We start from the raw sequence: 12,152 nt of genomic DNA, 5'->3' as shown, positions 1-12,152 counted from the left end.
CTGTCTGAAACATCTTTAGGAATATATTACTGTGAGTGAAATATGAAATGTCTGGCGTGGATTGTGTTGTTGTATCCGCTTCTTTTTTCCGATGTAGTACTTTGCAATACGCTCGACCAGCAAAGAAATGATTTTTTGCTGGCGGAAAAATTGCTTGCTCAAGGCAATAATGCGGCATTTATGTACACCAGTGCTGCTTTGATCGATTACCCTTTATATCCTTATTTGCAATACCAGTGGCTGAAAGATAATTTACAGCAAACCGATCAAGTTCTGTCTTTTTTAGCGGCCTATAAATCGACCCGTTATGCCGGATTATTGAGAACAAAATGGCTGGATTACCTGGCTAAAAATGAGCGCTGGAACGATTTTCTCCAGCATTATATCGCCAGGGATGGTGTGTATGCCGTAAACCTGCCGGGAGCAGGTTCGGCGATCGCCAGGGATGGTGTGTATGCCGCAAACCTGCCGGGAACAGGCGCGGCGAGAGCAACCGAAAATACGCCTCTTGAATGCCAGTACAATCTGGCAATCTATAAAACAGGCAATCAGCAGCAGGCATTAAATGCAGCCAAACAACTATGGGTGACCGGAGATTCGCTACCGCAGGAATGCGATCCGCTATTGTCGGTATTAATGATGTCGCCCGGCTTTACGCCGGAACTTATTTGGCAGCGATTTGAGCTTGCTTTGAGCAAAGATAATGTATCGGTGGCCGAATACGTGCGCCGTTCGATGAGCAGCGAAGATCAGGATGTTGCCGATGTATGGTTGCGGATTCATCAACAGCCGACTCTGATCGAAAATAACGGCTTTTTGAGTCCGCAAATGGGGAGGCTTTTCGCTCATGGCATAGGACGATTGGCAAAATCTGATTTGAATAGGGCCATTCAACTTTGGGATGATAAAAAACACGCTTTCCGGATAGATAATCAGGCTGCCCAGCAACTGGAGCGCAAGCTCGCGATGGGCTTGGCGCACAGTCGAAACCCAGGTGCGTATTACCGACTTAATCAATTGCCGGTTGTTGATGCGGAAATCAATGAATGGAAAGTCAGGGCGGCTTTGCTTGAACAAAACTGGCAGCATGTTGCCGAGGCGCTGGCGGGTTTGACGGCTCAGGAACGGCAGGAGCCTAAATGGCAATACTGGCTGGCCAGGTCGCTGGATAAAACCGGAAACTCTTTGCAGGCGCAGGATGTCTACACTAAACTTGCCGAAGACCGGAGCTTTTACGGGTTCCTGGCCGCCGATAATGTTCATAAGCCTTATCAGTTTTCCAATAAACCGGTTTTTCTGGCGGAAAATGAACTCGAAAGCTTGGCCAATGAAACCGATTTTAAAGTGGTTCGGGAGCTTAATTTACTGAACAGGGACGCGGAGGCCGAACGGCAATGGTGGTATGCGGTAAAAAAACTGAGTAAGGAGCGGCGCATGATCGCTGCCAAATTGGCTCAGCAATGGCACAAAGATCAAATTGCCATTACTACATTGGTTAAAGCCGATTATTGGGATGATCTGGGGTTGCGATTCCCTATTTATTATTCGAATCAGGTGCATAATAATGCCCATTTGCAGGATCTTGATCCGGCCATTGTTTTTGGTCTGATCCGGCAGGAAAGCATCTTCAATAAAAATGCCGAGTCATCCGTTGGTGCGCGCGGCTTAATGCAGGTTATGCCCCGAACAGGGATGCAGATAGCCCGCGATTTGAAGGAAAAATGGCAGTCGGACAACAGTCTGTTTAATCCTGATGTTAATGTCCGGTACGGCGCTTTTTATTATAAACAACTGCTAAAACAGTTTCATGGGCACTTTGCCTTGGCAATTGCCGCTTATAATGCGGGATCCGGACGGGTAGCAAAATGGTTGCCGAATGTTACGTCCATGCCTGCAGATATCTGGATAGAAACCATCCCATTTAAAGAAACCAGAAAGTATGTAACTTCGGTGCTTTCTTACGCCATTATTTATCAGCAACTCATACAAAGAGAGGGCTTGAAGATGAAAGAATTGATGCTTGATGTATTGCCCGGCTAAAATTTGAGCTGATTTTTTTTGGTGTCTGTTAGATAATGCACAGTTTATAATAATAATAATTACGTTAAGGTATATAAAGAGTATGGGGAAACAGCACAGTTTTACGCGCGAAGAATTGTTGAAGTCCGGCAGGGGTGAACTGTATGGGCCGAAAAATGCGCAATTGCCTCTACCGAATATGTTAATGATGGATCGTATTACCCTTATTACGGATGAAGGCGGTACCTACGGAAAGGGCGAGATCATTGCTGAGCTGGATATAACGCCTGATTTATGGTTTTTTGACTGCCATTTTCAGGGCGATCCTGTGATGCCCGGTTGTTTGGGACTGGACGCGATGTGGCAGTTGGTCGGCTTCTTTTTGTGCTGGATGGGCGGTCCCGGCAAAGGTCGCGCTTTGGGTGTGGGTGAAGTCAAATTTACCGGACAAGTGCTGCCCACTGCCAAGAAAGTGATTTATCGGGTCAATTTAAAAAGAGTAATAATGCGGAAGCTGGTTATGGGTATCGCTGATGCCACCATGGAAGTCGATGGTAAAGTGATTTATGAGGCTACCGATTTACGGGTTGGTTTATTCACTTCGACAGAAGATTTTTAGAGGCGTTAACAATGAAAAGAGTCGTAGTTACCGGGTTAGGTATTGTTTCCAGCATAGGAAATAATCGAACAGAGGTTGTCGATTCCCTAAAGGAAGGCCGTTCAGGAATCGCTTTTGCAGACGTTTATAAAGAAATGGGTTTCCGCAGTCATATCCACGGGCCTATCAATATAGATTTAGACGCATTCATCGACCGTAAAATAAAACGCTTTATGGGTGATGGCGCTGCATTTAACTATATTGCGATGCAACAGGCCATTGATGATTCCGGTCTGGGTGAATCAGAAGTTTCGAATTTCAGAACCGGACTGGTGATGGGTTCCGGCGGTCCTTCAACCTCAAATATTGTTGAAGCGGCTGACATTTTACGCGAAAAAGGCATCAAAAAAGTGGGTCCTTATATGGTACCCAGAAGCATGTCCAGCACCAATACCGCATGTCTTGCGACACCTTATAAAATTAAAGGCGTTAATTACACGATAAGCTCGGCGTGTGCGACCAGTGCTCACTGTATCGGTCATGCGATGGAATTGATCCAGATGGGCAAACAGGATGTCGTATTTGCCGGTGGCGGCGAAGAAGTGCATTGGACGATGTCGATGTTGTTCGATGCGATGGGCGCTTTGTCTTCAAAATACAATGATGCGCCGACCACAGCATCAAGGCCTTATGATGAAACCCGTGACGGTTTTGTTATCTCCGGCGGCGGCGGTGTTTTAGTCATTGAAGAACTGGAACATGCCAAAGCGCGCGGTGCGAAAATCTACGCAGAACTGACCGGTTACGGCGCAACTTCCGACGGTTACGATATGGTTCAACCATCCGGTGAAGGCGCAGTGCGTTGCATGCAGCAAGCGATGGCGACGATCGGCAGCAGCAAAATCGATTATATCAATGCTCACGGCACCAGTACGCCGGTCGGCGATACCAAAGAACTTGAAGCCTTGCGCAACGTGTTCGGTCAGGATAAGGTGCCGTTAGTCAGTTCCACAAAATCGCTGACAGGTCACGCACTGGGCGCGGCGGGTGTTAATGAGGCGATTTATTCGTTGCTAATGATGGAAGAAAACTTCCTCAGCGCTTCAGCCAATATCGCCCAGCTTGATCCGGGGGCGGAAGGTATTCCCATCGTGCGTGAACGTAAAGACAACATTACGTTAAACACCATTATGTCGAACAGCTTCGGCTTCGGCGGCACCAACGCTACACTGATCTTTCAGCGTTACAACGGCTAACGCGATTCTCATCGGGGTTCGGACATACGAACCCCGCATTTCTTTTCTCTCAAATACTTCATATCTCTGACCATGTCAGATCCAAACCAAAAATCCAGAATCCAGTTTAACAAACTACAAAAACATTTGCGGCACACGGTCGGCGATGCGATTGCCGACTACAACATGATCGAAAACGGCGACAAGGTCATGGTGTGCTTATCCGGCGGCAAGGATTCCTTCACCCTGCTGGACATCCTGATGCACTTGCAAAAAACCGCACCGGTTGAGTTTGAACTGATCGCGGTCAATCTGGATCAGAAGCAACCCGGCTTTCCAGAACATGTCTTGCCGGAGTATCTGGCATCGTTGGATGTGCCATACCATATTATCGAAAAAGATACCTACAGCGTGGTAAAGCGGGTTATTCCGGAAGGCAACACCACTTGCGGATTGTGTTCGCGTTTGCGGCGCGGTACTTTATACGGTTATGCCGAAGCCAATAATGTTACCAAAATAGCCTTGGGCCATCATCGCGACGATATTCTTGAAACCTTTTTCCTGAATATTTTTTACGGGGGTAAATTAAAAGCCATGCCGCCCAAGTTGTTAAGCGACGATAAGAAAAATATTATCATCAGACCCTTAGCGTACACCCGTGAAAAAGACATAGAGCGCTTGGCCGTATTTAAAAATTACCCGATTATTCCGTGCAACTTGTGCGGTTCCCAGGAAAATCTGCAGCGCCAAGCCATGAAAGTCATGTTAAAAACATGGGATAAACAGTTTCCGGGCCGCTTGGAAACCATTTTTACCAGCTTGAAAAATGTCGCGCCTTCGCAGTTGGCCGATACGCAGTTATTCGATTTTGCCGGATTAATGCGGAGTCAACAAGCCGAAGAGCAGGTTATGACATTTAATGCCGGTTTGGATGTGTTGGCGCAATAACAGGCGATGACAAGCATCGTTCTTTTTACCGATTTTGGGCCGTCAGGTCCTTACATCGGGCAAATGGAATCGGTGTTGCGGCTTGCAGCGCCCAATGTCCCTGTTATTAATCTGCTGAGTAACGCCCCGACAGCTAATCCCCGTTTAAGTTCCTATTTATTGGCCGCATTGCGGTACAGCTTTCCTGTAAACGGTATTTTTCTGGCCGTGGTTGATCCAGGCGTTGGCGGTGAGCGCAGAGCCGTTGTTTTACAAGCTGACGGACAAAGGTTTGTCGGGCCGGATAACGGCTTGTTGAATACTGTCGCCGTTCAGGCTCAAGATACGCAATGGTCGGAAATTATCTGGAAGTCTGAACATTGCTCAATGAGCTTTCACGGCAGGGATATATTCGCCCCCGTTGCCGCAAGGCTGGCCATCAATTCAGCCGGTGATTTATTGCAACCCTTTGACCGAAATGATTTAAGCGATTGGCCTCAAGACTTGGAGGCAGTGATCTATTTCGATTATTACGGCAATGCAATGACCGGCTTGCGGTATCACGAAAAATTAGCAGGCAAGATTTTAAATATTCACGGTATTGCGATTAAACAGGCCGATACTTTCGGCGATGTCGAAGAACAACAGGCTTTCTGGTATAAAAATTCCAGCGGTCTGGTCGAAATTGCGGTCAATAAAGGCCATGCACAACAGCAACTGGGCCTGACATTGGGAATGGAGATCAGTTTTCAGTCGAGTGATAGCTAAAAGTTGCTGTCCCAATGGTCTTAAGCCGGCAACTTGGGATGAACAGCTTCCCGCTTATAGTTTATAATCACCCGTTGTTTAAAGTTTTCATCGACCGGCGCTTTACCTGCGTTAGGTCTCGACTGTCATTGGTTAAATACACCCCATGCAAGAAATAAATCCGATCAAAAACAAAATAGCTGACTTAAAAAGCCGTGGCGATGCCCTTAGGAGGTATCTTTGACTTCGACGTCAAGAGCGAACGTTTAGTCGAAGTTTTAAGAGAGCTGGAAAACCCGAAAATCTGGGATAAGCCTGAAGAAGCGCAGGCCTTGGGTAAAGAGCGCGGCCAGCTGGAAGTCATCGTTAACACCATTAATGATCTGGAACGCGGCCTTGCCGATGCGGAAGAACTGCTGCTGATGGCGGTCGAAGAAGATGATGAAGAAACGGTTGAAACCGTCGTCGATGATCTGGCGCACTTTGAAAAAAGAGTCGCAGATCTGGAATTTCGACGCATGTTCTCCGGGCAAATGGATGCCAATAATGCCTTTTTGGATATACAGTCAGGCTCCGGCGGCACCGAGGCTCAGGATTGGGCATCGATCATCGAGCGCATGTACTTGCGCTGGGGCGAGCGTAAAGGCTTTAAAACCGAGTTGATTGAAGAGTCGCAAGGCGACGTGGCCGGGATCAAAAGCGCCACGATCAAATTTGAAGGCGAATATGCGTTCGGCTGGCTGCGCACCGAAACCGGCGTACATCGCTTGGTCAGAAAATCGCCGTTCGATTCGGGCAATCGCCGCCATACCTCGTTTGCGTCGGTGTTCGTATCGCCGGAAATTGACGACGATATAGACATAGACATCAATCCCGCCGATATACGGGTCGATGTTTACCGAGCCAGCGGCGCGGGTGGTCAGCATATCAACAAAACCGAGTCGGCCGTGCGTATGACCCACAACCCGACCGGAATTGTCGTGCAATGCCAGAGCGACCGTTCGCAGCATAAGAACCGCGATACCGCGATGAAGCAATTGAAAGCCAAATTGTACGAGCTGGAAATGCGCAAGCGTAGTGAAACGGCTCAGGCACTGGAAGATACCAAGTCGGATATAGGCTGGGGCAGCCAGATTCGTTCCTATGTGTTGGATCAGTCGCGGATTAAGGATTTGCGCACCAATGTAGAAACAGGCAACACCCAAGCGGTTCTGGATGGCGATCTGGATCAGTTTATTGAAGCCAGCTTGAAGAGTGGCTTATAAAAATTATTAAAACTAAAGAGTTAACAAATAAAATGTCAGAAATCGAGCACGACGAACAAGAACAAATCAGGCAACGCCGCAGCAAATTGAATGAGTTGCGCGAAAATGGCGGCATTGCTTTCCCTACCGATTTTCGCCGTAATGTGGTTGCAGGTGAACTGTTGGCCGAATACGGAGAAAAATCCAAGGAAGAGCTTGAAGCGGAACCGTTGCGGGTAAAACTGGCTGGGCGGATGATGACCCGCCGGGTAATGGGTAAAGCGAGTTTTGCGCATATTCAAGACATGTCCGGCCAAATACAGCTTTATGTGACTCGCGATGCGCTACCCGAAAGCTTTTACAACGAGCAGTTTAAAAAGTGGGATATTGGCGATATCGTCGGCGCGGAAGGCGTACTATTTAAAACCCAGACCGGCGAACTCAGCGTCAAAATTGACGATATTCGTTTGCTTACCAAAGCCTTGCGGCCATTACCTGAAAAATTTCACGGCATTGCCGATCAGGAAATCAAATACCGTCAGCGTTATCTGGATTTGATTATGAGCGAGCAATCGCGCAATACCTTTTTGATCCGTTCCAAGGTGGTGGCTTATATCCGCCAGTTCCTGATCGAGCGCGATTTCCTTGAAGTTGAAACGCCGATGATGCAGATGATTCCAGGCGGGGCAACGGCGCGTCCTTTTACCACCTTTCATAATGCGTTAGACATGGAACTCTATCTGCGTATCGCACCGGAGTTGTATTTAAAGCGTCTGGTAGTGGGCGGTTTTGAGCGGGTGTTTGAAATCAACCGTAACTTCCGCAATGAAGGTTTATCGACGCGTCATAACCCCGAATTCACCATGCTGGAGTTTTATCAGGCTTACGCGGAATATCATGATTTAATGGATTTAACCGAAGCCATGTTGCGCGGTGTCGCGGTTGAAGTGTTAGGGCAAACAGAGATTACCTATCAAGGCGAGCAATACGATTTCGGCAAGCCGTTTGACCGTATGACCGTGTTCGATTCGATTCTGCATTTTAATCCGGATTTAACGGCGGAAAATATCGCCACGCGTGAAGCTGCTGTTGAAGTGGCTAAAAAGCTGAATCTTCCGGTCAAGGACGGTTACGGTTTGGGCAAGATACAGATCGAGATATTCGAAAAAACCGTGGAAAGCCGGTTGATGAATCCGACTTTTATCACAGCTTACCCGGTTGAAGTTTCACCGCTGGCGAGACGCAATGATGATAATCCGCATGTCACGGATCGCTTTGAGTTTTTTGTCGGCGGACGGGAAATTGCCAACGGCTTTACCGAGTTGAATGATGCCGAAGATCAGGCGGCGCGTTTCCAAAAACAGGTCGAAGAAAAAGAGGCCGGTGATGATGAAGCCATGCACTTTGACGCGGACTATATCGTCGCGCTGGAGCACGGCATGCCGCCAACGGCAGGCGAGGGCATAGGCATCGACCGTCTGGTCATGCTGTTCGCCGATGCGCCTTCAATACGCGATGTGCTGTTGTTTCCGCATATGCGGCCTAAGGGTTAATGAACTGATTAATTCACCACGAAGGCACGAAGAGCACGAAGGAAAAATATAAGCTTCGTGTTCTTCGTGCCTCGGCAACCGCTCCTGCGTCGCCTAAAGCGCCTACTGTTGGTGCTCTACCTTCTGCATCCATGCAGTTGTTCGTGGTGCATCTTTATGATTTCGGTTAAAAATTGTCTTTCAACCGCCTGATTTCCGCAAAAACCTCCACCGGTTTTTTGTTCACCATCTTAATAGTTTCCTGCAAGGCCAAACTATCTTCCCTGAAAAACGGGTTAGTCGCCAGTTCCTGCTCTATCGTCGACGGCACCGTCGGCAAGTGGTTTGCCCTCAGCTGATTGATGACATCCATTCTTTGCTGTAACTGCCGGTTATCAGGCTCTACCGTTAAAGCAAACCGGCCATTAGCTTGTGTGTATTCATGGGCGCAATAGATTCGAGTCGATGCAGGCAATGCTTTCAATTTTTGTAACGAATGCCACATCTGTTCCGCAGTGCCTTCAAACAACCGACCGCAGCCCATGACAAACAACGTGTCCCCGCAAAACAGCGTATTGTCGTCGGCAAAATGATAAACAACATGGCCGCTGGTATGTCCCGGAGTCGAGATGACCTTGGCGGTATGCTTGCCGAGCGTTATCACATCGCCGTCAACAATGCCGCGATCAATGCCGGGAATTCGATTTTGATCTGAAAGGGGCGCAATAATGGTGCAGCCGGTTTTTTGTTTCAGCTCCAGATTGCCGCCAACATGATCCGAATGGTGATGGGTATTCAAGATGGTGGTTAACTGCCAGCCTTTTTGATCCAAAGCATCCAGAACTGTCCCTGCAACAGCGGGATCTACAGCGGCAGTTTCACCCGATACAGGGTCGTGAATCAGATAAATGTAATTATCGTTTAAGACGGGGAGTGTCAGGGGGGTTAGCATAATTATTTAAGTCCTCGTGAGCCAAATAAGATATGCAATGCGTTCCATATTTGATTAAAATAGAATTTCATCATATTCATTTATAGTTTTCTCTATTCCAGATATAAATTGTTCAATAATCAAAATATGTAGATCTGATAACATCCGCAGGTCGTCGGCACCGAAATTCCGCTTGCAATGTTCACGTTATTCCTAGCTGTCGCACACTGGATGCCCAGCCCAATGTTGTTCGGGATATTCGGAATTACTACAGCTAGTCCGGCGGTGGTATAAGGCATCACACGTCCTTGGAGGATTTTTGCTTTATCATTGATTACCAGTGTCACAAAAGCAGCCGATGGCCGACTGAGTCCCATTGCCTTGAGCTCAACAACCATATTTCCCAAGGTTAGGTCGCACTTTTGAGCGGCGTTAGGTGCTGTATAACAATGAACCTCTCGACCGATGTTTACGGGCGAAGGCTGCTGCAATAGCCAACGGTGAAGTTCCACTTGAAGCCAGCCCTCCCATCCGCCCGGCGTCTGACACTCAACATGACCATTTAGATGGCTTGCTGTTGAGATGGCGTCGATGCCGTCAATTATTCTATTCATTTAAGAACCTCGCCTTCGAAAGGTTTGTTTTGGATTATCGAAAAGATTGGAAAAAAGGTGTTAGGTCTTGCATTGTGCAGCCCCACCTCTTTTCCATTTTTTGCAAGTTGAAAAACCTGACCTTGGTTTTTCCTCATTTTCAACGCCGACAAACAGCAAAACACGGCACTCCGCTGCCGTCGACACAACTCGCCCCTGACATAATGCTGTTGGCACCATTCTTGATCTGTCCTATCGGCCAAATTAGGGATCAGTTTCACTCTGACGAGTGCCTGAATTATTTTAACAGCTCAGGCGATGCTTTTGACTAACGGAGAAATGCTCTAGATTAGCTGTCACATTGAAACATTGGAAATGTTGGGCATAAAAAGCATGCCCAATCTACAGATTTTTTTATTCGTGTTCTTCGTGATGAAAAATTATAGTTACTCTTGCAACATCTCTACGCGCAAAATTTTTCAACCTTAGCAAGAATCCCCTGTATATCCAGGCCGCACAGTGCCAGCAATTCTTCTCTTGTACCTTGCTCGACAAAACTGTCCGGCAGGCCGATATTTAGCACCGGCATCAGGATTTGTTGCGCTTGCAGGAAGTCGTTGACAGCGCTGCCTGCGCCACCTGCGAGTACGTTTTCTTCGACGGTGATCAGTACTTCATGACTCTTGGCTAATTCAAGCACCAGTTCGGTATCGATAGGTTTGACGAAACGCATGTTGACTACGGTTGCGCCCAGCTGTTTGCCCACTTCCATAGACGGAGTTACCATGCTGCCCCAAGCCAGAATAGCAATACGGCTACCTTGATGACGAACTTCGGCTTTGCCTAGCGGCAATAAGGCCATGGTTTTATTGACCGCAACACCGGGGCCTTTGCCGCGCGGATAACGCACGGACGCCGGGCCTTCATGCATAAAGCCGGTATAGAGCATTTGTCTGCATTCGTTTTCATCGGCAGGTGCCATTACCAGCATGTTGGGAATGCAACGCATGTAGCTGTAATCAAAACTGCCGGCATGGGTCGGGCCGTCAGGGCCGACTAAACCGGCACGATCCAGCGCAAACAACACATCCAGATTCTGGATGGCGACGTCATGAATCATCTGGTCGTAAGCCCGTTGCAAGAACGTGGAATAAATAGCCACTACGGGTTTTGCGCCTTGGCAAGCCTGTCCTGCGGCTAACGTCACTGCGTGTTGTTCGGCAATGGCAACATCGAAATAACGTCTTGGGTAACATTCCGAAAACTTGACCAGTCCGGAACCCTCGCGCATCGCGGGAGTAATGCCCAATAAGCGCTCGTCTTTTGCCGCCATGTCGCAGAGCCATTCGCCAAACACTTCCGTGTAAGTCGGATGTGGGGAGGGCGCGGATTTGGGCAGGCAGTCTTTGCTGGGATCGAAAGCCGGCACGCCATGATAAGCTAACGGATCTTTTTCGGCAGGCGGGTAACCTTTGCCTTTTTGGGTAACGATATGCAAAAAGCGCGGTCCGGTAATATGCTTCAGGTTTTCCAGAGTCGATACCAGCATGTCTATGTCATGCCCGTCAATCGGGCCGATATAATTAAAGCCTAGTTCCTCAAACAGGGTGCCCGGTACTACCATGCCTTTCATATGTTCTTCGGTGCGGCGAGCCAGTTCCCAGACGCTGGGCATGCTGCTTAAGGCTTTTTTACTGCCTTCGCGCATTGAGGAATAAAATTTGCTGGATAAAATCTTGGTCAGGTAATTATTCATCGCGCCGACTGGCGGCGAGATCGACATATCGTTATCGTTCAGAATCACCAGCAGATTGGCATCCAGGGCGCCCGCATGATTCATTGCTTCAAACGCCATGCCGCCGGTGATACTGCCGTCGCCGATAATCGCGACCATTTTTTTGTCTTCGCCTTTTAACTCCGAGGCAATTGCCATGCCTAAGGCTGCGCTGATCGAAGTGCTGGAATGGCCGACGCCGAAAGCATCGTATTCGCTCTCGGCCCGATTAGGAAACGCCGATACGCCGTCCTTGGTGCGAATAGTAGTCATCCGGTCTTTGCGTCCGGTCAGGATCTTGTGCGGATAAGCCTGATGACCCACATCCCAAACCAGCTGGTCGGATGGCGTGTCGAACACGTAATGCAAGGCTACCGTTAACTCAACCGTGCCTAATCCTGCGGAAAAGTGACCGCCGGAAATGCTAACGGTATGAGTTAAAAAATCGCGTAGTTCTTGTGCTAAAGGTTTAAGCTGGTTTTTCGACAGTTTGCGCACATCAGCCGGTGTGTTGATATCTTTGAGCAGTGGGTAGTTATGTATTGTATTCAT

10 protein-coding genes are annotated in these 12,152 nt (G+C 48.3%); 7 read left to right on the top strand and 3 right to left on the bottom strand.

What is annotated here, in order from left to right; translation table 11 throughout:
• Positions 1–42: 42 nt before the first annotated feature.
• The 7 genes from Q8L79_RS02445 (at position 43) to lysS (ending at position 8,323) form a co-directional block, all read left to right on the top strand.
• Positions 43–2,040: a transglycosylase SLT domain-containing protein gene (locus Q8L79_RS02445; RefSeq protein WP_305267708.1), complete on the top strand. Its 1,998-nt coding sequence runs from the start codon at positions 43–45 to the stop codon at positions 2,038–2,040.
• Positions 2,041–2,122: 82 nt separating this feature from the next.
• Positions 2,123–2,638, top strand: a complete 516-nt coding sequence (gene fabA / locus Q8L79_RS02440; RefSeq protein ID WP_305267706.1) for a 3-hydroxyacyl-[acyl-carrier-protein] dehydratase FabA — start codon at positions 2,123–2,125, stop codon at positions 2,636–2,638.
• Positions 2,639–2,649: 11 nt separating this feature from the next.
• Positions 2,650–3,873 (top strand): beta-ketoacyl-ACP synthase I, encoded by a 1,224-nt coding sequence (gene fabB, locus Q8L79_RS02435; RefSeq protein ID WP_305267705.1) that lies wholly within the window; start codon positions 2,650–2,652, stop codon positions 3,871–3,873.
• Positions 3,874–3,945: 72 nt separating this feature from the next.
• Positions 3,946–4,800 (top strand): tRNA 2-thiocytidine(32) synthetase TtcA, encoded by an 855-nt coding sequence (ttcA, locus tag Q8L79_RS02430; RefSeq protein WP_305267704.1) that lies wholly within the window; start codon positions 3,946–3,948, stop codon positions 4,798–4,800.
• Positions 4,801–4,806: 6 nt separating this feature from the next.
• Entirely contained in the window at positions 4,807–5,547 is a 741-nt protein-coding gene (locus Q8L79_RS02425) for an S-adenosyl-l-methionine hydroxide adenosyltransferase family protein (RefSeq protein ID WP_305267702.1), read from the top strand.
• A 145-nt stretch (positions 5,548–5,692) separates the two neighbouring features.
• Positions 5,693–6,791 (top strand): peptide chain release factor 2 gene (gene prfB, locus Q8L79_RS02420; RefSeq protein ID WP_305267701.1). Its coding sequence is split into 2 segments (ribosomal slippage): positions 5,693–5,767 and positions 5,769–6,791, totalling 1,098 coding nucleotides; the frame shifts between segments, so codons are not numbered across the junction.
• Positions 6,792–6,823: 32 nt separating this feature from the next.
• Positions 6,824–8,323, top strand: coding sequence for a lysine--tRNA ligase (gene lysS, locus Q8L79_RS02415; protein ID WP_305267700.1), 1,500 nt, complete (start codon positions 6,824–6,826; stop codon positions 8,321–8,323).
• Positions 8,324–8,489: 166 nt separating this feature from the next.
• Here the strand turns inward: lysS and gloB are convergent, their stop codons facing one another.
• The 3 genes from gloB to dxs form a co-directional block, all read right to left on the bottom strand.
• Positions 8,490–9,254, bottom strand: coding sequence for a hydroxyacylglutathione hydrolase (gene gloB, locus Q8L79_RS02410; protein ID WP_305267698.1), 765 nt, complete (start codon positions 9,252–9,254; stop codon positions 8,490–8,492).
• 119 nt (positions 9,255–9,373) lie between these two features.
• Positions 9,374–9,847, bottom strand: a complete 474-nt coding sequence (locus Q8L79_RS02405; protein WP_305267697.1) for a hypothetical protein — start codon at positions 9,845–9,847, stop codon at positions 9,374–9,376.
• Between the two features lie 442 nt (positions 9,848–10,289).
• Positions 10,290–12,152 (bottom strand): 1-deoxy-D-xylulose-5-phosphate synthase, encoded by a 1,863-nt coding sequence (dxs, locus tag Q8L79_RS02400; protein WP_305267695.1) that lies wholly within the window; start codon positions 12,150–12,152, stop codon positions 10,290–10,292.

It is taken from the genome of Methylobacter sp. (assembly GCF_030680395.1).
Classification (GTDB): Bacteria; Pseudomonadota; Gammaproteobacteria; order Methylococcales; family Methylomonadaceae; genus Methylobacter_A.
Note: the sequence above shows the minus strand (reverse complement) of the source record. Positions and strands in the feature narration are given on the sequence as shown.

Coding starts and splice junctions, on each gene's coding strand:
- Q8L79_RS02445 (WP_305267708.1), top strand. CDS start 43: ATGAAATGTCTGGCGTGGATTGTGTTGTTGTATCCGCTTCTTTTTTCC.
- Q8L79_RS02425 (WP_305267702.1), top strand. CDS start 4,807: ATGACAAGCATCGTTCTTTTTACCGATTTTGGGCCGTCAGGTCCTTAC.
- gloB (WP_305267698.1), bottom strand. CDS start 9,254: ATGCTAACCCCCCTGACACTCCCCGTCTTAAACGATAATTACATTTAT.
- lysS (WP_305267700.1), top strand. CDS start 6,824: ATGTCAGAAATCGAGCACGACGAACAAGAACAAATCAGGCAACGCCGC.
- dxs (WP_305267695.1), bottom strand. CDS start 12,152: ATGAATACAATACATAACTACCCACTGCTCAAAGATATCAACACACCG.
- fabB (WP_305267705.1), top strand. CDS start 2,650: ATGAAAAGAGTCGTAGTTACCGGGTTAGGTATTGTTTCCAGCATAGGA.
- Q8L79_RS02405 (WP_305267697.1), bottom strand. CDS start 9,847: ATGAATAGAATAATTGACGGCATCGACGCCATCTCAACAGCAAGCCAT.
- ttcA (WP_305267704.1), top strand. CDS start 3,946: ATGTCAGATCCAAACCAAAAATCCAGAATCCAGTTTAACAAACTACAA.
- fabA (WP_305267706.1), top strand. CDS start 2,123: ATGGGGAAACAGCACAGTTTTACGCGCGAAGAATTGTTGAAGTCCGGC.